This window comes from Embleya sp. NBC_00896 (assembly GCF_045207785.1).
Taxonomy (GTDB): domain Bacteria; phylum Actinomycetota; class Actinomycetes; order Streptomycetales; family Streptomycetaceae; genus Embleya.
Map to the genome: position 1 here is coordinate 3,204,495 of NZ_CP108776.1, position 20,297 is coordinate 3,224,791.

Consider the following 20,297-nt stretch of genomic DNA (forward strand, 5'->3'; position numbering starts at 1 on the left):
ATAGTTGGACTGATGGGGGCTCGAAGTGCTGGTGTCCGGTGAACCGCTCACGCCCGATTCGCAGCCTCGGGGCCTGATACCGGGTGACTGGGAGGTATTGCAGGCCGTCGCCGATGTGTTCACCCGGTTCTCGGTCCAGGCACTGGAGGCCAAGGACCGCCTGGAGAAGGTCGACGGGAAGGACCTCTGGCAGGGCGGTGCCGCCGAGGGCTTCCGCAAGGATCTCAAGCTGGTCACCGAGGTCCTGAAGCTGCACGGCAAGGAGTATCCGAGCGTCGCGAAGAAGATGCGCGAGTTCGCCGAGGTGCTCCGGTTCGCCCAGGGCGAGTGTGCGAACGAGATCATCCCCAAGGCCAAGCAGGCGTTCTGGCTGATCGACGCGCAGGCGCGCGAGCAGGAGTCGTACGACCTCGCCAAGCGCAACCAGGACGTGCAGAAGGCCAACGGGGTCGGCAAGGAGTGCCTGCCGCAGTTGCCGCACAAGCCCGAGGGTCATCCGGGCGCCGACCTGTTGCGCGAGGCCCAGGAGCAGTTGAAGCGAGCGCGCGAGCGGGTCGAAAGGGCGGACGGACACGCGCTGTTGGAGCTGCGGAAGTCGCTCGGCGTGCTGGAGTTGGATCCGGACATCTGGAAGACGCTCGGCCAGGCGGGCGTCGATTTCCTCAAGGGCGCCGGTGCCGGACTCTTCGATCTGGCGAGCTTCGCCTGGATGGTCGATCCGGCCCGGGTCTTCATCGAACCGGTCGCGTACGCGACCGACTTGAAGAACATCGCGGGCGGCATGCTCGGCGTGGTCCGGGATCCGGTCGGGTTCGCCCAGGACACGGTCGCCACGACGTGGGAGGACTTCAAGAAGAACCCGGCACGCACACTCGGCACCTTCGCCCCCGATCTGGCCCTGACGCTGGTGACGCGTGGTGGCAGCAAAGCGGCGACGCCCGCCGAGCAGGCCGAGAAGGCCATCGCCAAGCGGGACAACCCGAGCTGCCGGGGCGCGGACGCGTGCACGCGCGAGGGCGAGCCGATCGACGTCGTCACCGGCGAGATGGTGCTGACGCAGACCGACGTCTCGCTGGCGGGTGCGCTGCCGCTGGTCCTGGAGCGTCATCACCGCACGGCGTTCGGTGCCGGCAGCTGGTTCGGCGAGCGGTGGGCGTCCACCTTCGACCAGCACCTGCGACTGGGCGCGGATCGGGTCACGTTCACGGCCGCGGATGGAATGGTGCTGCGGTATCCGGTGCCGAGGCCGGGCGAGCGGGTCATGCCGATGGGCGGACACCGCTGGCCGTTGGTCTGGGACGGTGCGCCTGACGGGACCTTCACCGTCACCGATCCGCAGCGGGGGCGGAGCTGGTCGTTCGCGGCGCTGCCCGGACTCTCTTCACGGCGAATACCGGTGCGCGCACTGACGGATCGCAACGGGAACCGGATCGACTACGGCTACGACGACGCGGGCGTCCCGTGCGAGGTCACCCACTCGGGCGGCTACCGGATCGCGGTGGACACGGCGGGCGGGCTGATCACGGGGTTACGGCTGCTCGGCGCCGATCCCGTCACCCACGCGAGCGTCGACGACCCGACGGCATCGGTCGACCTGGTCTCCTTCGCGTACAGCGAGTCCGGCGACCTCACCCAAGTCGTCAACTCCTCCGGCCGTCCACTCCGCTTCACCTATGACGACCGCCACCGGATGACGTCCTGGACCGACCGCAACGGCACCTGGTACCAGTACGAATACGACGAGGCGGGCCGCTGCGTACACGGCTCCGGCATCGACGGCGTCATGGACAACACGTTCGCGTACGACGTGGCGGCCCGAACCACCCGAATGACCGACGCACTCGGCGCGGTCCGCGAGTACGAATACAACGACTGGTCCCAGGTAATCCGCGAAACGGACCCACTCGGCGGCACGCGCCACACGGAGTGGGACTCCTACAACCGCCGTGTGGCCGTCACCGACGAACTCGGCCACACCACGCGGTACTCGTACGACGCCTTGGGCAACAGGGTCGGCATCGTCCTCCCCAACGGCACGTTCACAGTCGCCGACTTCGACCCGATCCTCTGCCGCCCAACCCTGGTCACCGGCCTCGACGGCGGCCTGCGCCGCTACACCTACGACGACCGTGGCAACCTCCTCACCACCGCGGACGAACTCGGCGCGGTCACGTCCTACGCCTACGACGAAGCCGGCCACATGACGGCCACCACCAACGCCCTCGGCCACGTCACCCACATCACATCCGATCCGACCGGCCTCCCCCTCGTGGTGACCGACCCTCTCGGCGCAACAACAACCCTCACCCGCAACGCCTTCGGCCGAGGCGTCTCGATGACCGACCCAGTCGGCGGTACCACCAAGACGGCCTGGACCATCGAAGGCAAGCCCGCCCGGCGCGAACGCCCCGACGGCACCCACGAATCCTGGACCTGGGACGGCGAGGGCAACCTCCGCCACCACATCAACCCGGCCGGCTTCGCCACCACCTACGAATCCACCCACTTCGACCTCCCGGCAGCCCGAACCGGCCCCGACGGCGCCCGCCTGGAGTTCACCTACGACACCGAACTCCGCCTGACCCAGGTCACCAACCCCCAGGGCCTGACCTGGGAGTACGAATACGACCCGGCCGGCCGCCTGATGGCCGAAGCAGACTTCAACGGCCGCGAGTTGACGTACCGCCACGACGCTGCAGGCCGACTGACCCATCGCAGCAACGGTGCTGGCGAAGTCATCTCGTACGTCCGCGACTCGACCGGCCGCATCATTGCCCAACGCCATGAGGCAACAGGCCACGAAACCAAACTGCGGCACGACGCCGCCGGTCGCCTCGTGCGAGCCACCAATCCGGATGTGGACCTGATCTTCACTCGCGACATGGTAGGCCGCATCACGGCCGAAACCAGCAATGGTCGAACCTTGTCCACCGCATATGACGCGATCGGCCAACGAATACGCCGACAAACACCCTCCGGGCAGATCAGCGATTGGACCCATGATCCGGCAGGTCGACCCTCGGCCCTTCACATCGCCGGCCATGCCTTCGAATTCTTCCACGATGCGGCAGATCGAGAAACCAAACGCCGCTTCGGCGACAGGGTGACCTTCATGCAGGAATGGGACACCGTCCACAGGCTCTCCGCACAGTCCGTGGAAATCGGTGAGCCAGCCGGAAAGATGGACGCCGTCTTCAATCCGAACTCTCTCTCCCAAGAGATCCACCGTCGCGCGTATGAATACCGCTTGGACGACTATATTACGACCGTCGCCGACAGCGAGAACGGACTCACCGCATACGAAATGGACGAGATCGGCCGAGTTATGGGCGTGCGGACGAATATATGATGGATTTCACAGAAATCTGGACAGCCAAAAGCCCTCACGCTCATTTCTACGACGTGGACATCTCGGCCCCCTGGAGCACCTTGGCACCCCCGACCGGAACCCTCTTCTGCGGGCATCTCGACGGACGGAAAATGCTCGACAGTCAAGGGGTTTTCGAGGAATTCTCCCGAGTATTTCGATTTCCCGTCTATTTCGGCTGGAACTGGGATGCATTCTCCGATTGTCTGCGAGACATGTCATGGGTACCGGCACAGAGGTACCTTGCCGTGGTTGGGTACGCAGAGTCGTTGCTTGTGGACGAGCGTGATGACATCGACGTCTTTCGGAGGATCATGAAAAGAGCCGCCGACTCGTGGGGCTCGACAATCGGACTATCGGAAGAGCTGGGGGAGGCCGCAGTGCCATTCAATATCGTCTACCTGGCTTCGAACAGCAAAGTAGCGTCAGTCCAAGCCGATTTCGGTGGTTAGCCTCGATGTTTCATGACGAGTCGTCAGCTTGCTGACGACTCGTCCCCGCTGTTCGGGAGGCGTTGATTTGGTTATCGGGCGTGGTGGCCCGATTGTCGTCTCGGGTGGGCGCCGGGTTCCACGTCGCCGGAGGTGTGTCGCGGTTCGTCCAGACAGGGGATCGGGCGTCAGGCGGGTGCGGCGATCCGGCCGAGTCTGTCGATGCCGTCGAGGACGTGCCCGGTCCAAGGCTGTCGTTCGGGCAGACGGACCGTGATCCGTCGGCCGGTGCGGACCAGGCGCGCGGCGACCGCGAAGAGGCAGAAGCGGACGTGCAGGGGCAGGTTCCCCGGGCCGGTCGCGCGGGCCTGGCGGATGCGGTCCTGCGCGCGCTGGGCCGGCGGCGGTGGCAGAGTTCGAGCTTCGCGAACTGGCCGCCCGCCGTGTTCGTGACGAAGCAGACGCGGCAGTTGCCGTCGGCGGCGCCTCCGTAGCTGGCGTCCGCGATCGCCAACGGCAGGTCGACGCCCCGGGAACGGGCCTCGTCGACCAGGTCGAGGGCCAACTGCCACTTCTCGACGTGGCCTCCGACGTCGTCGGGATGCCGCACGCCCGGCGACGTTGGCCGGGTCGGCGTCAGGCGACGCCGGATCCCAACCCTTGGGCAGGAACAGCCGCCAGTCGACTGTGGCCGAGGGAACGGGGTTTCCCCCACTCCCTACCGCGCGAGCCCACCCGAAGCCGCGTCGTTCCAAGCGGCGAAGGTCCTGATCGAACAAGTTCCCCTCGAAGTCGCCCCGGTTTCTGATGCCGGGTCTGCACCGAGTCGCCCTCAAGCTCACCCTGCGCGCCGACCGGGACGTGCTGATCCACGACCTCGCAGACACGATCCGAACCCGCGAACCACTCACCGGCCCCGGAATCCGCTCGCCACTCGCCGTCCTCCTCTACCGCCGGGAGTTGGTGGCCGAGATGCCGGGTTGCGGACTTCCGGCGGACATCATGCGGACGGGAATGGGCAGGTCGTGATTCGGGCGTAATCGGGACCATACCGACGGTAGCGTGGCTGATATTGGTCTACGCAGCCCTCGGGAGTGGCACGTCATGCACGCGAAACCCGGCAATCCGGCTCTCGTTCGCGCCCGACACGCACACGGATGGATCGCGCAGCGGCATCTCTCGGCCGCCTTCCGGGAGTGCGCGTCGAGTCTGGGCCTGCGATTGGACGTCAGTGTTCGGCAGGTCCGGCGCTGGGAGTCGGCGAACCCTCCCTGGCCGACGCCCGACTACGAGCGTGTCCTGGAGACCATGTTCGGCGTGCCACTCGATCGACTCGGGTTCGTCCGCCCCGCGCACATGGTGGACATCGATCCGGCCGAGAACGAGAGTCAAGCTTTCCGTGAACTCAAAGGTCGGGAGCAGCCGGGTTGGTGGCGCACCGAGTCCGATGAAATGGCGGGGAACGCGCTATGCGCGGCTTGTTGAAACAGAACAATCTGCGGTAGCAGTGCGGTCGTATCTACCTACCCTGCTTCCCGGTTTGCTACAGACTTTCGAGTACGCCTTCGCCGTCATCCGAGCCGGTTCACCGACCCTGTCGCAGGAGGAGGTGTGGCGTCGTACGACCCGCCGAGTAGAACGCCGCGGGTACGTAGGGGCGTTCTCGTCCGTAGGGCGGTCGCTGTGGTTCGTCGTCCATGACTCGGCGCTTCGCAATCCGGTCGGTGGTTGGCAGACCCTCGCCGATCAACTCGGCCACATACTGGTCGTCCTTTCGCAGCGGCCCGACGTACGCCTTCAGGTGCTTCCTGACGATGTGGGCGCGCATCCGGGGCTCAACTCCGGGCCGTTCACCTGGTACGACTTCGGGCGGGATCGCGTCGTCTATCTGGAGGGGCTCACCGGCCGCTCTTGGACTTCTCGTCCGACCTGTCTCGCCGCCTACTCCCTGACCTACGATCATCTGCAAGCGGCAGCCCTGACCGTGGACGAGTCCATCGAACTCATCGCGAAGAGGGCCCGGGAAGCGGAGATGAAGGCATGGGCCACGGGGACAAGGCTGCTCGGTGGAGGACCAGCAGCCACAGTGGAAACGAGGACTGTGTCTCCGTCGCCGACCTTGGACCGATCGGAGTCCGAGACTCCAAGCTCATCGACGGACCGGTGATCACGGTGCGCCCCGACGCGTGGCGTGCGCTCCTCGACGGAATTCGCCCGAGCTGAGCACGGTGCAGGGGTTCGGTGACGGGGGCTTGGGAGTTGTGGCACCCCGAGGTTCTCGGACAGTCGATCCACTAAAACGCGGTTCGGCCTCGTCTCTGCTGCGCTCAGTGGCGTGGGCGGCTGAACCAGGCCACGCCCTCCTTCTGAACCATGAAGACGATCAGCAGAACACCGGCGGCCGGCTCTACGAGGGCTGCCATGACGATGGTGGCGGGGGCGATGCCGGCAGTGAGGCCGAGAGTGAAGGTGCCGACCACGCAGAGCCAGGAACCGTAGACGATTGTGCCGATGCGGAGGGCGCTGCCGCCCTTGCCGAACCGTGCGGCGAGAACGAGCGCGATGGCGGCGTGGATGACACCCCAGAGCATCCCGATCTGCGCGGCCACCATCTGCGCTGCCGCCTCCCGCTCCGCCTCATGGACAGCGGGGGCCATGATCCCCGAAGACCCGCTGTATGGATCCAGAGCCCTCTGCGCTGCATCGGCCTGAGCGAGCGCAGCCAGGCCCAAAATGATCAGGCAGCCCGCCAGCAGGAACAAGACAATGCGAGCCGCCTTGACCCGCTGCGGCATGTCCAGAGAGCCGCTGACGTACCCCGGCTGCCGCACGTACCCGAAGCCGGGCGACATCTGAGGCCGCGGAGAGCAACTCGGCTGGGGCGGCATGTGCGAGAAGCCGAATCCCGGCTGCCGGCCAGGAAGGTTGCGCTGCTCGGACTCCGGGCGAAGTGCCTCGTTCATGAGGATCGTTCTCCTTGGGTCTTGAAGTGGCGGGGTCGGATGTCGATCTGGTCGGCCTGGGCTGGTGGCGAACCGCTACAGGCTCGGAGGCGGGGGGGTGAGGCTTCCGCCGGGTTCACCCGGCGGAAGCCCTCGGCTGAGGGAGGCGTCAGCGCCCCGAAGCGGTCAGCCACGACCGTCACATGCCCGTGACTTTTCGCATCCGCTGTTTTTGGCCCCTGCCTATCTGGCGGGGCAATCGGTGGCGGGCACGCTGATGTGGGCCAGTCGCGCCCGCGATGTCTGAGGTGGTGAGGGCTCGTGCCGTGGCAGAAGCCCTCACCGAAGAGCAGGGTCAGGTCACCCTGCGGCGTTCATGCGGTCAGCCGCGGCCGTCGCACGCCTTGCAGTCGCCGCTGCCGCGGCAGCTGTCGCACTTCCACACGCCGCGGTAGCCGGATCCGTCGCAGGAGGTGCACTTTCCATTGCCCTTGCAGCGCTGGCACTTGTTCCACATGGTGAGTCCTCTTTTCGTTACTGCCTTGTCGGCGGTCGGATGTCGTTGGCCGGCAGGTGGCGGGGTCACAGGTCGACGGTGCCGCTCCACCCGGCCTTGGGCAGAAGGTCGTTGTAGTGGGTCGGGAGTGTGCGATGCTTTCGGGTCGTCGATCGGTTCATGGCAGGACTCCGTTCCTGGATAGCCGGATTGAAGGGCGGATCAGCTCGGTCCCGTCCTCCGCGATCCACTCTCCTGAATGCCGGAAGCCCGCTCCAGATCCTTTGTCCGGCAGGCGCTTGCAGTGCAAGGTGCATAAGCTCTGACCTGCTGTTTCACTAGCGCAGTGCAAGCTTTGGGCAGGAGGAGAAGCAGCAGTGGCGGAACAGGGGGAGGCCTTCGAAGAGTTGGCGTACGCCCTCGTCCAGGCCCTGGATGAGTGGAGTGAGTGCCTACAAGAGGTGATGGAGGGGCCTGGGCCCTCCCGTTCGGGGCTGGTCGCCCGGTTGCGGGACGCGGACCCGAAGATCGACAACCCTCTCCTGGGGCATTGGCTGCTCGGTCGCGATCAGTTGCTCGGCGAGAACAAGAGATCCGGCCGTGTGCCGACCGTCCAGGACACCGCCCGGATTGTCGAGGCTTTCCGGGCCGATTCCGCGTCCCAAAGCCGGCGACTGATGGGGATCGCCAAGCGGATTGAGTTCCACAGGATCCAGCTACACAAGATCAAAGGCCATCAATGGCGCAGCGCGGTAGTCAAGGCGCTCAAGGCCCCAGAGCAGCCCAGCCCCCCGCCGGGCCCGGCCGACGCAGCGGTCTCCCCGGAGTCAACAGACCTGCCGCCGGTTCCCGCTGACGACACGCCGGCGCAGGCCCCGGCAGCCGGGTCCACCGCCCAGGCCGTCCCCAGCGAAGACAGCGAGCAGCCCGCAGCCGACCCGACTGCCCCGCCGACGACCGCAGACCCTCCTGCCCCTGCCGCCTCCAGCTCATGGAAGCGGCCTACCACCGTCGTTGCGGCCGTCGGCTTACTGATCGCCCTGGCGATCGCCGCGAAGGGATGGTCTGGGTCAACCGAGCAGGGCGGTCAGGCCGAGCTTTCCTCCAGCTCAGCGACATCGACCGCAGGAACAACTGCCCAGTCCAGTGACGCGTTGGGGGAAGACAGCCGCTGTTCTCCGCCCAAAACCGGTCCGTCCGGTGTGCAACTGCGCGCCTGTGCGAGGGTCCGGCGCGACAAGGTGGCTTTCGCCCTCAAAGTCGACAATCCCACAGCTTCCGCCGTGAAAGTCACGGTCAAGGTGGGTGGCTTCTGGGCAGGAGCGGCTCACGACTGCAAACCCGGGCCTGCCACTACCCACATCACCGTTGAACCGGGCACAACATTCACCACGGATCCGGCCCACTGCGAGACGGCACGCCAGGACGCCCCGCTGGCCTATCAGGGACAGGCATACATTGCCGCAGGCGACGGACAGGAGTGGATTGGCCACGCGTTCTCTCCCCGCGCCAACGTCTACGCGGACCGGGGAACCCTGTGGCGATGCGGAAGCGATGTGCCGTGCTAGAGGCCCCCACACCGGCGGATCCGGGCCCGCAAAGTCCCCTGCCGACCAAGCGGGTGTGCTCACGCGGTCCAGGTCGCGAGTAGCGCCGGCCTCGATTTCACCGGCACGGATCGCGATCGCCTCCGGTACACGCCGGCGACACTCGGTTCGTATTCCCATGCCGAAGTCGCGGAGCTCGACCCCTTGTTCGGCCCGTCGTGATGGGGATCGGGCGGTGCGATACGAGGCCCCGGGTCGCGCTCAAGCTCGCACAACGCGCCGACCGGACCGTGCTGATCCACGACCTCGCGGACACCATCCGAACGCGCGGACCGCTCACCGGCCCCGGAATCCGTTCACCGCTGGCCGTCCTCCTGTATCGCCTGGACGAGGCCATCGAGATGCACGCGACCATGCGGGAAACATTCCGACGATCCGTCAGCCCGGACCCGACGCCCACCCCCGACCCCACACCCGCATGCGACTGCACACGCGGCCGGCGCGGCGAGGACCGCGAAGGCCGACCGATCCCGTGCACACTCTGCAAGCCGCGCTACGGCAACCACGCACCGCCGTTCCGAGTGTTGTCGTTGCGGCTCTGCGTGGCCGGCGTGGGAGTGGGCTCGCCGACCCTGGTCGGGGTGTACCGGTGCTCGGCGCGTTGTCGCGTGCGCACGGTGTGAATCCCTCGTGCGCGGCAAGCGGATCTGGTTCGCTCTGGAGGTTCCGGACGGGACGAGCCAGGATGAGCCGCCGAGGCAGGGGAGGCAGCGAGGATGAGTCACCTTTTCGAGGCGAGCGGGGAGTCCATCTGGTTTCCGGCGCTGCGGGTCGGGCGGCTCTACCTTGCGGCCGTGGACGGCTTGAGTGCCGTTCTGGGCGTGGAATCGGGGCTCACTACGGATCGGTCGGACACATCCCGGATCGAGCCGGCGGCCTTCGAGCGATTCACTCGGGCGGTCTTCGCGGCCCATTTCGGAACGTCACATCCGGAGTTGCGACTGCTGACGCTCGGCCCGCTGGTGGTCTCCCTCGCGCTCTTGGAGAAGCTCGGTGTGACCTTGCAGGCCGCAGACCCGGAGCAGGCGGCAGTCCTGGCGAAGGCTCGCGAGCATGGGATCAGGTTTCCGACCTGAACCCGGCCGAGCCACCGTTGGCATCCGGGCTGTCACGCATTGGCCTCCGGCTCGTCCCGGCCCGAGTCGAGTCAGGGAAGAGGTCGCCCGATCTTGAACGTGGCCCGCCCGCACGGGACTTCTGGTTTGCTGAGGGCCGCGTACATCGGTTCGATCGGCGAAAGGTCCCTGTACTCACGTGGAGTTGTTGGCGATTCTGCTCGTGTCCCTGGCCGGTGGCGGTGTGCTCGTGCGGGCCGGGCGCGTGGCACGAATGCATGACCTCGCGGCGTGGCGGCGGTTGTTGCCGCTCGCCCTGGCGCTGATCGGGGTTGCGACGAGTCTGTTTCGAGCCGAAGACGTCGTGCTCGTCGCCGGCTTGGTCGTGCTCCCCTGCTACGCCGCCTCGGTGCTGTTCGCGCAGGCGGAGATCCACCGTGAGCGGGACGAGGCGGCGCTGGGGTGAGCCATCGTCAGGAACCCGGGCCGGGCCCCAACCCGAACACGCGCCACCGCTTCGGCGTCACCACGCCCAGGCTCGTGCCCTCCCGCGACAGCGGCCGGCGCTGTTGTTCCAGGCCCGCCTCGCCCAGAATGTGGCGCATCGCGAACTCCCAGCGTTCCTGGGCCCATTCGTCCTCGCGCATGGCGACCTCGCCCCACACGATGACATGCGCGATGTCGCCGTCCCGCGCCATCGACAGGCACACTCGCGGATCGTGTTCCAGGTTCGCCTTCTTCGTGCGGCCGGTGAGGCTGAGGTAGAGGTACTCGTCGTCGTAGGCGAGCATCACCGGAGTCACGTGCGGCTCCCCCGTCGGGGTCACCGTCCCCACGTGCACCCAGTGCTCCGGATCGCCGAGCATGGCGTCCAGAGCCGTCTTCAGTTCGGGGTCGATCATGGAGGATCCGCCTTTCGCAGCACAGGGGCCTCACGGCCACCGTACTGCGCCCTCCACCCCACCGGTCACAGGATTACCGTCCCGACACCGTCCGTACGGCGTCCGGACGACCTCTAGAAGCCTCTAGAAGTCGTCCGGATACGGAGCGGACAGCACTTCCGTGGTCGCCGCTTCCGGCGTGACGTAGCCCGGGAGCAGCTCGGTCAGCAGCGCGCGCACCGCCTTCGTGTTGTTGACGGCGGCCGCCTCGTACAGTTCCGGCAGTCGTACCACCGCGTCCAGGGCCTGTCCCGGCGGCACCGTCGCCTGGATCCGCGGGTGTTCGGTGGGCAACCGCTCCTCGGTGGTCGAGAACAGCGCCTCGTTCAGCTTCTCGCCGGGGCGCAGACCCGTGAACCGGATCGGCACGTTCGGCAGGTTGACCTGCTCGGCGAACTTGTGCACCAGGTCCACGATGCGCACCGGCTCGCCCATGTCGAGGACGAAGATCTCCCCGCCCTCGGCCATTCGGCCCGCCTCCAGGACCAGCCCCACGGCCTCCTCGATGGTCATGAAGAAGCGCGTGACATCCGGATGAGTGACCGTCACCGGGCCACCCGCGCGCAGCTGTTCGGCCAGGACCGACAACAGCGAACCGCGACTGCCGAGCACGTTCCCGAACCGCACGCCCGCGAAGACCCCGGGCGCCTGCGTGTTCGCCTGCACGATCAGCTCGGCGAGCCGCTTGGTCGCGCCGAGCACCGAGACCGGGTCGGCCGCCTTGTCGGTGGAGATCAGCACGAACCGCTCGACCCCCACGTCGAGCGCGGCCCGGACCAGGTTCTCCGTGCCGAGCACATTGGACTTGACCGCCTCGCACGGGTGCCGCTCGAGCAGCGGCAGGTGCTTGTGCGCGGCGGCGTGGAAGACCACCTCCGGCTTGAGGTCGTGGAAGAGCTGCTCGATCCGCGGCCGATCCCTGATGTCGGCGATGACCAGCGTCTCGTCGTCGAGTAACGCCTCGCCCCACACGTCGAGTTGGAGGCGGTGCAGATTGGATTCGTCGTGGTCGAGCATGTACATGCGGCTCGGCCCGAAGCCGTACACCTGCCTGCACAGCTCGCTGCCGATCGAGCCGCCCGCGCCGGTGATCAGGACCCGCCGGCCCGCGATGACCTCGCGCACCGAGGCCGAGACCACGTGCAGTTCCTGCCGACCGATCAGCCGGTTGACGTCGAGCATGCGCATGTCGCTGCCGACCACGTCACGACGCAACGCGACCAGGAACGACGGCAGATACCGGACCGCGGCGCCGACGCCGGCCGCGCCCGCGGCCACCTTGCGAAAGTCTTCGTGCGGAAGTCCCGGGATGGCCAGCACGACCACCTCGATATCGTGCGCCAATGCCACGTCGGTCAGGGCGTCGAGCCCGCCCAGGACCGGTAGGAGATGTTGCGGATTCTCGGCGTCCGCGACCCGGACGCCGTCCTTGTCGGGATCGTCGTCGAGGAATCCGATCGGACGCAACCCGAAATCGGGCGTCCGCAACAGATCCCGCGCCAACGCGCTGCCTGCCGACCCGGCCCCCACGACCAGGGTGCGCAGACCCGCTCCCGAAGTGTCCGTCGCTGCTGTACTCCGACCCATCAAGCCCCCCTTGGTCAGGTGCAGCGTGATCGGCATCGGATCGTGCACCGACCACATGCGGCACTGACACGCCGGTGCAGATAGGCGTCCCGCCCCATCGCACCACGCCCACCCCGGCGGTCGTACGCGACTGCCCCTATTGCCCCCACAACCCCGGTGGTTCCACGGTCGCGACGTCACTTGCGGCCCAGGCGTATCGGGTGGACCAACAGCCGCGCAGGCAACCACCGGCACTCGGGATTCAGCGTACGGCGCGCTTCCTGCCCCCGTCGGGGTTTTGCCCAAACGCCCGCAACTTCGCCTTTTCCGTGTCCGCACACGAACTCCGGGCGGTTTTCCGGCCGTTCCGGGCGGTCGAGCAAGCGTTCCGGACAGTTTCCGGACCGTTCCGGTCACTCCACCACCCGTTTCGACCCGACTCGGCGGGACCGCCGAGCCGAGCCACCGAACCGAGCCGAACCGCCGAGCCGAGCCCCCGAGCCGAGCCCCCGAGCCGGGCTGCCGAGCCGAACCGCCGCGCTCCGCGGCGTCCCGCTCCACGCCCTCGCGCGTGGGAAACAACGAATCGGCCCCACCCGCGACGAACGCGGATGGGGCCGATCGGATGAACCCGTCGGTCGGGGTCAGTCGACCACCGGCGGAGCCGTGGTCCGGTTGCCCGACCACGTCTCCTCCTCCTCGTGCAGGTAGTCGGCGCGCTGCCGCCGGTTGCGCTCGTCCCGGCCGCCGGTGCCCGCGCCCATGCCGCCACCGCGCATACCCGTGCCGCGACCCGCACCGAGGCCGCTGCCGCCCGAGGAGAACTGGCCCGGCGCACCGCCGGCCCGCGGCGTGCCGCCCACGACGCCGCCGGCCTGGCCGGTGAAGCGCCGACCGCCCGCGCCGCCCTTGGCCGTTCCGCCGCCGAGGTTGTTCGGACCGGTACCGCCGCCGCCACCCATCGGGCTGCGGCCGAACGGTCGGCCACCGGACACCGGCTCGCCGACGGTCGGGTTGGTGGTCCGGCCCTGGTTGGGCGGGGTCGAGGACAGCGTCGCCCGGCCCTTGCCGCCGGGGGGAGTGCCCGGGATGCCGCGACCGGGTGGGAGGTTCAGGTGGCCGCCGGCCGGGATGGTCGGAAGCCCGGTGTTGGGAGGACCACCGCCGGGCCCGCTCGGACCGGGAGGGCCGCCGTTCGGACCGGGCAGCGTCGTCGTCGGACCGTTGTTGTTGTTCTGGAAGCCGCCGTTGCCGAGCAGGTCGGTGTCCCTGGGTGCCGATACGAACCCGCCACCGCCGCCGGCACCGACGCCGCCGGGGTCGGTGTAGCCGCCCCCGCCGCCCCCACCACCGGTGTAGCCACCGCCGCCGTCACCGGACGGGCCGTGACCGGGGATCAGCGTGCCATCGTTCTTGCCGGTGCTGACCCGAACCGTGCCACTGCCCTTGCGACTGCCACCGCCGCCACCCGAGTTGCCGCCTCCGCCGCCCGAGCCCGCCGGTAACGCCGGCAGCGGAGGGAACACGACGTCCGGCACCTTGGTCAGCGTCTCGGTGGTCACCGTGTAGCTGCTGCCCAGGCTCTCCATTCGGCGGATGGCCTCCTGGCGCGCGCTCTCCAGCTCGGTCTTGGCGGACTCCACCATGGCCTTCTTGTCCGGGGTGTCCCCCGGCCGGCACACCAGGCGCTTCTCGCCGTTGCTGTCCACGATGGTCTTCGCGTTGGGCGGCACCTCCGGCATGGTCACCAGGGCGAAGCTCAACGAGTTGCCGGCCTCGGTCATCGCGCTGCCGACGCTCCCCGAGTGCTCGGCGAACTTGCGGGTCGCGACCACGACCTTGCCGGTCCAGTCACGGAAGTTGTCGGCGGACACCCCGGTCCACTCGAGTCGGCTGATCCGCGTCTCGAGCGCGGTGGTCAGCGTCTCCAGGGTCTCCTTGGCGTCGAGCAACTCCTGGCCCGACGCGGTCAGGTCCGCGGGCCGCGCACCGTCGAGCATCAACTTCAGTGCCTCGTGCGAATAAGCCTCGAAGTTGGTGGGGCCATCTCCCCACCCGCCACCGCCTCCGCCGGCATCCAGCATGTCGTCACCCCGTCCCCGTAGTACCCGTCGTACCCGTCATGTCGGCTCTCGACCCCGCTCAGGGAGTCTTCACCGGCGGTGCGGGCGCCGGCGCGTTGTTCGCGTAGTCCTCTTGCAGGGACTTGTACTTGGCGGTGAATTCCTGCTCGTTGCCCTCGTACGTGCCCTGGACGTATTGAATCGTCATCTGCATGGCCTCGATGTGACGCTTGAGTTGCGTCGACATGTCGATCAGCCCTTGGCGCACGTCCACATAGCTCGACCACAGGCGGATCGCCTCGCCGAAGCTGCCCGAAGAGCCCATCTCGACGCGGTTGTCCACCAGCTTGTGCGGCGCCGCGGTCGACCCGTCCAGGTCGTCCAGAACCTTCTGGACGTCCTTCTGGAACTGCACCATCGTCTCGAGGCCGGCGGACATCGCCCGCATGTCCGACGAGGAGACCCCCACCGGTCCGCCGTCGCCAATATCCGCGATGAGCATCTGCAACACTCCCCCGTGCGTGGAGTTGAGACACCGCCCCGACGCCACACAGCTCGTTACCAACGCGCCGCGCGGGGCCCCAAGTTCGGGGCAGCGCATCGCGGCACACCCGTATCAGTGTCATCAGCGTACCCAGCCGATGTGACCCTTGGGTACGGGGTAACCCCTCGGTTCGGCCGCGCTCGGATATCGATTGAGTGAATGCCGGGTGACGGGGTGTCAGGGAGACCGACTATTCGGTCTCCTCCGCCAACTCCAGCCAGCGCATCTCCAGTTGGTCGCGCTCGTCCCGGATCGCGCGCAGTTCGGCGTCGAGCGCGGAGACCTTGTCGAAGTCGGTCGCGTGTTCGGCCAGGCCGTCGTGCACCTTCTTCTCCCGGTCGACCAGCTTGGACAACTGCCGTTCCACTCGCTGGAGTTCCTTCTTCGCGGCGCGGGTGTCGCCACCGCCGCGCCGGGTCGGCGCGGCGGGCACGTCGGCCTCGACCGCGGCGCGCCGGCGCTTGAGGTACTCCTCGATGCCACCGGGCAGCATCCGCAGCGTGCGGTCGCCGAGCAGCGCCAGCACGGTGTCCGTGGTGCGCTCGATGAAGTACCGGTCGTGGCTGACGATCACCAGCGAACCCGGCCAGCCGTCGAGCAGGTCCTCCAGCTGGGTCAGCGTCTCGATGTCGAGGTCGTTGGTCGGTTCGTCCATGAACAGCACGTTCGGCTCGTCCATCAGCAGCCGCAGCAGCTGGAGTCGGCGCCGCTCGCCGCCGGAGAGGTCGGAGACCGGGGTCCACTGCTTCTCGCCGGTGAACCCGAACTGCTCGCACAGCTGGCCCGCGGTCAGCTCCTTGCCCTTGCCGATCTCGACCCGCTCGCGGATCTGCGAGACCGCCTCCAGCACGCGCAGCGCGGGCGGCAGCTCGGTGACCTCCTGCGAGAGGTAGGCGAGCTTGACCGTGCGCCCGACCACGACCTTGCCCGCGGCCGGCTGCTTCTCCTCGTAGGCGGCGTCCTTGAGCGCGCGCAGGAGCGAGGTCTTGCCCGCGCCGTTGACGCCGACCAGGCCGATCCGGTCGCCCGGGCCCAGGTTCCAGGTCAGGTGCTCCAGGAGCGTCTTGGGGCCCGCCTCGATCCGCACGTCGAGCAGTTCGAACACGGTCTTGCCCAGGCGCGCGTTGGCGAAGCCGCGCAGCGCCAGCGTGTCGCGCGGCGGCGGCTCGTCCGCGATCAGCTCGTTCGCGGCCTCGATCCGGAACTTGGGCTTGGAGGTCCGCGCCGGGGCGCCGCGGCGCAGCCACGCGAGCTCCTTGCGGACCAGGTTCTGCCGCTTGGTCTCCTCGGTGCTGGCGATCCGCGAGCGCTCGGCCCGGGCCAGCACGTACGCGGAGTAGCCGCCCTCGTAGTCGTGCACCTTGCCGCCCTGCACGTCCCACGTGCGGGTGCAGACCTCGTCCAGGAACCAGCGGTCGTGGGTGACCACGACCAGCGCGGATCGGCGCGCCTTGAGGTGCCCGGCCAGCCACGCGATGCCCTCGACGTCGAGGTGGTTGGTGGGCTCGTCCAGGATGATCAGGTCGTGCTCGCCGATCAGCAGCTTCGCCAGCGCGATCCGGCGGCGCTCGCCACCGGACAGCGGGCCGATCACCGAGTCGATGCCGCTCTCGAAGCCGGGCATCGCCAGGCCGCCGAACAGACCGGTCAGCACGTCGCGGATGCGGGCGTCACCCGCCCACTCGTGCTCGGGACGGTCGCCGACGATCTCCTGGCGCACCGTCGCCGTCGGGTCCAGGTCGTCCTGCTGGCTGAGGATGCCGAGGCTGAGCCCACCCACGTGGGTGACCCGACCCGAATCGACCGGCTCCCGCTGGGCCATCACCCGGATCAGCGTGGTCTTGCCGTCCCCGTTGCGACCCACGACCCCGATCCGGTCGCCTTCGGCCACGCCGAGGGACACCTCGTCGAGCAGGGTGCGCATGACATACGCCTTGCCGACTGACTCAAGATTGACCAGGTTCGCCATCAGACCGAACCGCCATACCGCAACGCTCGCATTCGACCAAGCCTAACGCTCCGCGCTACACCGTGTTCTCGCGCTCCACCGGAACGACCCGCCGGGGCAGCACGCGGGCCCCGGACACCGCGCCGTACGCGACGCGCACCGCTCGACACGTGCCGGACGCGGCGAGCCGATCAGCCACCACGTGCGCGGTCTCCTCGTCCGGCGCCAGGAACGCGCAGGTGGGCCCGGAGCCGGACACCAGCGAGCCGACCGCGCCCGCGTCCACCCCCGCCCGCAGCGTCGCGGCGAGCGACGGCCGCAGCGACAGCGCGGCCGGCTGCAGATCGTTGACCAGGTTCGCGCCCAGCGCGTACGCGTCGCCGGCCCGCAGCGCGGCGATCAGCTCCTCGCGCGGCGCCGGCCGCGGTACCCCTGTACCGGCCTCGTCCCGCAGGCGGTCGCACTCGCCGTACACGGCGGGCGTGGACAGCCCGCCGTCGGCCAGCGCGAACACCCAGTGGAAGCGCGCCGTGGTCGGCACCGACGCGAGCCGCTCGCCCCGCCCGGTGCCGATCGCGGTGCCGCCCAGGTCGGAGAACGGCACGTCGCTGCCCAGCTCGGCGCCCAGCCGGCGGAGCATCTCGCGGGGGGTGTCGCCGCGCCACAGCGTGTCGCACGCCAGCAGCGTCGCGGCGGCGTCCGCGCTGCCGCCGGCCATGCCGCCGGCGACCGGGATGCCCTTGCGGATGCGGATGCGCACGTGCGGCTCGCGGCCGAGCCGGTCCGCGAGCAGGACGGCCGCGCGCGCGGCCAGGTTGGTGTGGTCGAGCGGGACGTCGTCGATGCCCTCGCCGTCGCAGGTGAGGCTCAGCCGGTCCGCGCTCTCGACGGTCACCTCGTCGTACAGCGACACGGCGTGGAAGACGCTGACCAGCTCGTGGAAGCCGTCCGGCCGCACGCCGCCGACCGCGAGTTGCAGGTTGACCTTCGCGGGAACGCTGACGGTGACGGAAGACACGGCTCGTGGAACTCCTTCGTGGCCCTGCCAGGCCTCTTCGGACGGGTGCCGCGCGAACTCCTCGACACCGTGGCCGATGGTACCGACGGCGTCACAAGGCAGTCGTTCGCGGGGGCGGCTCGGCGATCGCGCTCGACGATCGCGCTCGGCGATCCCGCTCGGTGATCCCGCTTGGCGATCCCGCTCAGCGATCCTGTTCGGCGATCCCCGACGGGCGATGCTCGGCGATCCGGGCGAACGCCTCCACGCCCAACGCCTCGCCGCGCGTGCGCGGGTCGATGTCGGCCGCGCGCAGCGCCTGCTCGGCTCCCGCGGCGGATCCGGCCCAGCCCGCGAGCGCCGCACGCAGCGTCTTGCGGCGCTGCGCGAACGCGGCGTCGACGACCGCGAAGACCTCCTGCCGGGTCGCGGTGGTCTTCGGCGGATCCCGGCGCACGAACGACACCAGGCCCGAGTCGACGTTGGGCGCGGGCCAGAACACGTTGCGCCCGATCGCCCCGGCGCGCTTGACGTCGGCGTACCACGCGGCCTTGACCGACGGCACGCCGTACACCTTGCCGCCGGGCGTCGCCGCGAGCCGATCCGCCACCTCCGACTGCACCATCACGAGCAGCCGCTCCAGCGACGGGAAGGTCTGGAGCATGTGCAGCAGCACCGGCACCGAGACGTTGTAGGGCAGGTTCGCCACCAGCGCGGTGGGCGCCGGGCCCGGCAGCTCGGTCACGGTCATCGCGTCGGCGTGCACGAGCGCGAAGTCGGCCGCCCGCTCGGGCATCCGCGCCTCGATGGTGGTCGGCAGGTGCCGCGCCAGCACCGGGTCGATCTCGACCGCGACGACCCGCGCGGCGCTCTCCAGGAGGGCCAGCGTCAGCGAGCCGAGGCCCGGACCGATCTCGACGACCACGTCGTCGGGCCGCACCCCGGCGGTCCGCACGATGCGCCGCACCGTGTTGCCGTCGATGACGAAGTTCTGTCCGAGCTGCTTGGTCGGGCGTACACCCAGGGCCTCGGCGAGCGCGCGGATGTCCGCGGCACCGAGCAGTCCCGGTCCCGCGGGATGATCGTTCACGAATAAAGCCTACTCACGAATAAAGCCTGCTTCCGCACAGAGGCCACGGACTCGACCCCCGTTGCACGAACATGAGCTTTGCCCGGTATGTCTGCTCGGAGGCGGGTGCCTGGCTCGCCACGCCGGTGCCGCCCATCGACCGCCACGTCTGCGCGTCGAACTGGTAGAGCCCGTGATAGGTCCCGGAGGCGTCGACCACGTTCGCCCGGCCGCCCGACTCGCACTGCGCGAGCGCGTTCCAGTTGAGCTGGTCGGCCCCGGCCACCGAGTCCGGCATCTCCTTGGTACCGACCTTGACGATCTGGGTCACCGGCTCCTTGAGGACCTTCTCGGAGATCTTGCGCGGCTCCTGCTTGACGCCGTTGATCGTCTCGTACGCGTAGGTGATCTGGCGCAGCCCGGCGACACCCTTGGTGGTGACCTCCTCGGTGCCCTTGAACTCCGTCGGGTCGTCCTGCTTGGTCGTCTTGAACGGGATCTTCTCGTCCTTGGTCACGGTGCTCCCGGTGACCCGCACGATCGAGATCGTCTGGCCCTGCTGGGGATACGCGTCGGTCGGGGTGTCCACCCGGTCCTGCGGCCCTATCGCGATGCCGGCCTGTTCCAGGGCGGCCTGCACGGTCGCCGCGTTCGTGCGGAGCGGGATCGTGCGGCCGTCGACCAGGAACGTGATCGCCCGTTCGGTGCGCACGTCCAGGTTGAGCCCTTCGCGGCCGATCGGCAGGTCGCGCGACGCGGACAGGTACGCGCCGTCCTCGCGGACGCCGATCTGCTCCAGCGCCTCGGCGACCGACTTCGCGGTCACCCAGACCTGCTGCGGACGGCCGTCGACGGTCATCGTCAGGAGGCGGCCGTAGCGCACCGCGACGCGGTCGCCGTCCTCGATGCCGGCGTTGCGCCCCGGCGCGACGATGTCGTGCTCGCCGACCTTGATCTCCTGCCGGCCGAGCAGCCCGGAGACGTTGGAGGCGAAGGTGTGCACGGTGCGCTCCTCGCCGTCGACGACGAGCGTGACCGTCTTGTCGTACGAGACGAAGGCCGTGGTGCCGCCCACCAGGACGGCGACGACGAGGGCCTGCGGAACGAGTGTGCGCAGCGAAGGACCGGGGCGCTTGCCACCCCGTCCCGCCCGGGCGGTGTTGCGCCTGCGGGCGGAGCCGGCGGAACGACTCAACGGGGCTCCTGGGGTATCCGGGGGTCGGCCGGGCGGAGGGTGCCGTCCGATGTTCTGGCTGACGAGCACCGGACTG

The 20,297-nt window shown here is 68.7% G+C and carries 19 protein-coding genes and 2 pseudogenes; 11 read left to right on the forward strand and 10 right to left on the reverse strand.

Annotated features, from left to right (window positions below; translation table 11 throughout):
- Positions 1-25 precede the first annotated feature (25 nt).
- The 3 genes from OG928_RS14445 (at position 26) to OG928_RS14455 (ending at position 4,292) form a co-directional block, all read left to right on the forward strand.
- Complete coding sequence (locus tag OG928_RS14445; RefSeq protein ID WP_406283696.1) at positions 26-3,349, forward strand: DUF6531 domain-containing protein; 3,324 nt, start codon at positions 26-28, stop codon at positions 3,347-3,349.
- Positions 3,346-3,819, forward strand: a complete 474-nt coding sequence (locus OG928_RS14450) for a barstar family protein (protein ID WP_406283698.1) — start codon at positions 3,346-3,348, stop codon at positions 3,817-3,819. The genes OG928_RS14445 and OG928_RS14450 overlap by 4 nt, the downstream gene beginning before the upstream one ends.
- A 215-nt stretch (positions 3,820-4,034) precedes the next feature.
- Positions 4,035-4,292 carry a hypothetical protein gene (locus OG928_RS14455; RefSeq protein ID WP_406291334.1) on the forward strand — a complete coding sequence of 86 codons (258 nt, stop codon included), beginning with the start codon at positions 4,035-4,037 and terminating at the stop codon, positions 4,290-4,292.
- 41 nt (positions 4,293-4,333) lie between these two features.
- On the opposite strand, the pseudogene OG928_RS14460 reads toward OG928_RS14455, so the two are convergent.
- Positions 4,334-4,513, reverse strand: a pseudogene (locus OG928_RS14460) (hypothetical protein); the annotation flags it as partial.
- 92 nt (positions 4,514-4,605) lie between these two features.
- Between OG928_RS14460 and OG928_RS14465 the strand changes: the two are divergent.
- From OG928_RS14465 to OG928_RS14480, 4 genes and pseudogenes are all read left to right on the forward strand, one after another.
- Positions 4,606-4,827, forward strand: a complete 222-nt coding sequence (locus OG928_RS14465) for a hypothetical protein (protein WP_406283699.1) — start codon at positions 4,606-4,608, stop codon at positions 4,825-4,827.
- Between the two features lie 75 nt (positions 4,828-4,902).
- Entirely contained in the window at positions 4,903-5,283 is a 381-nt protein-coding gene (locus OG928_RS14470) for a hypothetical protein (protein ID WP_406283701.1), read from the forward strand.
- Positions 5,246-5,749 (forward strand): annotated as a pseudogene (locus OG928_RS14475) (DUF5753 domain-containing protein); the annotation flags it as partial. The gene OG928_RS14470 and the pseudogene OG928_RS14475, both read left to right, overlap by 38 nt.
- Before the next feature lie 89 nt (positions 5,750-5,838).
- Positions 5,839-6,021: a DUF397 domain-containing protein gene (locus OG928_RS14480; RefSeq protein ID WP_406283702.1), complete on the forward strand. Its 183-nt coding sequence runs from the start codon at positions 5,839-5,841 to the stop codon at positions 6,019-6,021.
- A 104-nt stretch (positions 6,022-6,125) separates the two neighbouring features.
- On the opposite strand, the gene OG928_RS14485 is transcribed toward OG928_RS14480, so the two are convergent.
- Positions 6,126-6,761 (reverse strand): hypothetical protein, encoded by a 636-nt coding sequence (locus tag OG928_RS14485; protein WP_406283704.1) that lies wholly within the window; start codon positions 6,759-6,761, stop codon positions 6,126-6,128.
- Between the two features lie 852 nt (positions 6,762-7,613).
- Here OG928_RS14485 and OG928_RS14490 point away from each other — a divergent pair.
- From OG928_RS14490 to OG928_RS14505, 4 genes are all read left to right on the forward strand, one after another.
- On the forward strand, positions 7,614-8,804 hold the full coding sequence (locus OG928_RS14490; protein ID WP_406283705.1) for a hypothetical protein: 1,191 nt from the start codon (positions 7,614-7,616) through the stop codon (positions 8,802-8,804).
- A gap of 200 nt (positions 8,805-9,004) precedes the next feature.
- Complete coding sequence (locus OG928_RS14495; protein WP_406283707.1) at positions 9,005-9,466, forward strand: hypothetical protein; 462 nt, start codon at positions 9,005-9,007, stop codon at positions 9,464-9,466.
- Between the two features lie 93 nt (positions 9,467-9,559).
- The gene (locus tag OG928_RS14500) at positions 9,560-9,919 is read left to right on the forward strand and encodes a DUF6086 family protein (protein ID WP_406283708.1); all 360 of its coding nucleotides are present in this window, start codon (positions 9,560-9,562) and stop codon (positions 9,917-9,919) included.
- Positions 9,920-10,106: 187 nt separating this feature from the next.
- A complete protein-coding gene (locus OG928_RS14505; RefSeq protein ID WP_406283709.1) occupies positions 10,107-10,364 on the forward strand; it encodes a hypothetical protein in 258 nt (85 codons plus the stop codon).
- Between the two features lie 7 nt (positions 10,365-10,371).
- On the opposite strand, the gene OG928_RS14510 is transcribed toward OG928_RS14505, so the two are convergent.
- From OG928_RS14510 to OG928_RS14545, 8 genes are all read right to left on the reverse strand, one after another.
- Positions 10,372-10,800: a pyridoxamine 5'-phosphate oxidase family protein gene (locus OG928_RS14510; RefSeq protein WP_406283710.1), complete on the reverse strand. Its 429-nt coding sequence runs from the start codon at positions 10,798-10,800 to the stop codon at positions 10,372-10,374.
- A 123-nt stretch (positions 10,801-10,923) separates the two neighbouring features.
- Positions 10,924-12,426, reverse strand: coding sequence for a polysaccharide biosynthesis protein (locus tag OG928_RS14515; protein ID WP_406283712.1), 1,503 nt, complete (start codon positions 12,424-12,426; stop codon positions 10,924-10,926).
- A 623-nt stretch (positions 12,427-13,049) separates the two neighbouring features.
- A complete protein-coding gene (locus OG928_RS14520) occupies positions 13,050-14,489 on the reverse strand; it encodes a WXG100 family type VII secretion target (protein ID WP_406283713.1) in 1,440 nt (479 codons plus the stop codon).
- A gap of 58 nt (positions 14,490-14,547) precedes the next feature.
- Positions 14,548-14,979 (reverse strand): hypothetical protein, encoded by a 432-nt coding sequence (locus OG928_RS14525; protein ID WP_406283715.1) that lies wholly within the window; start codon positions 14,977-14,979, stop codon positions 14,548-14,550.
- Positions 14,980-15,202: 223 nt separating this feature from the next.
- A complete protein-coding gene (locus OG928_RS14530) occupies positions 15,203-16,984 on the reverse strand; it encodes an ABC-F family ATP-binding cassette domain-containing protein (protein WP_406290977.1) in 1,782 nt (593 codons plus the stop codon).
- Positions 16,985-17,036: 52 nt separating this feature from the next.
- Positions 17,037-17,978 (reverse strand): 4-(cytidine 5'-diphospho)-2-C-methyl-D-erythritol kinase, encoded by a 942-nt coding sequence (locus OG928_RS14535; RefSeq protein WP_406283717.1) that lies wholly within the window; start codon positions 17,976-17,978, stop codon positions 17,037-17,039.
- 184 nt (positions 17,979-18,162) lie between these two features.
- Entirely contained in the window at positions 18,163-19,047 is an 885-nt protein-coding gene (gene rsmA, locus OG928_RS14540; protein ID WP_406283718.1) for a 16S rRNA (adenine(1518)-N(6)/adenine(1519)-N(6))-dimethyltransferase RsmA, read from the reverse strand.
- 13 nt (positions 19,048-19,060) lie between these two features.
- Positions 19,061-20,221, reverse strand: a complete 1,161-nt coding sequence (locus tag OG928_RS14545; RefSeq protein WP_406283720.1) for a ubiquitin-like domain-containing protein — start codon at positions 20,219-20,221, stop codon at positions 19,061-19,063.
- Positions 20,222-20,297 lie beyond the last annotated feature (76 nt).

Bases quoted from the DNA above. Each gene is read 5' to 3' on its own strand.
- OG928_RS14450 (WP_406283698.1), top strand. From the start codon at position 3,346: ATGATGGATTTCACAGAAATCTGGACAGCCAAAAGCCCTCACGCTCAT.
- OG928_RS14465 (WP_406283699.1), top strand. From the start codon at position 4,606: ATGCCGGGTCTGCACCGAGTCGCCCTCAAGCTCACCCTGCGCGCCGAC.
- OG928_RS14470 (WP_406283701.1), top strand. From the start codon at position 4,903: ATGCACGCGAAACCCGGCAATCCGGCTCTCGTTCGCGCCCGACACGCA.
- OG928_RS14480 (WP_406283702.1), top strand. From the start codon at position 5,839: ATGGGCCACGGGGACAAGGCTGCTCGGTGGAGGACCAGCAGCCACAGT.
- OG928_RS14485 (WP_406283704.1), bottom strand. From the start codon at position 6,761: ATGAACGAGGCACTTCGCCCGGAGTCCGAGCAGCGCAACCTTCCTGGC.
- OG928_RS14495 (WP_406283707.1), top strand. From the start codon at position 9,005: ATGGGGATCGGGCGGTGCGATACGAGGCCCCGGGTCGCGCTCAAGCTC.
- OG928_RS14500 (WP_406283708.1), top strand. From the start codon at position 9,560: ATGAGTCACCTTTTCGAGGCGAGCGGGGAGTCCATCTGGTTTCCGGCG.
- OG928_RS14510 (WP_406283710.1), bottom strand. From the start codon at position 10,800: ATGATCGACCCCGAACTGAAGACGGCTCTGGACGCCATGCTCGGCGAT.
- OG928_RS14515 (WP_406283712.1), bottom strand. From the start codon at position 12,426: ATGGGTCGGAGTACAGCAGCGACGGACACTTCGGGAGCGGGTCTGCGC.
- OG928_RS14520 (WP_406283713.1), bottom strand. From the start codon at position 14,489: ATGCTGGATGCCGGCGGAGGCGGTGGCGGGTGGGGAGATGGCCCCACC.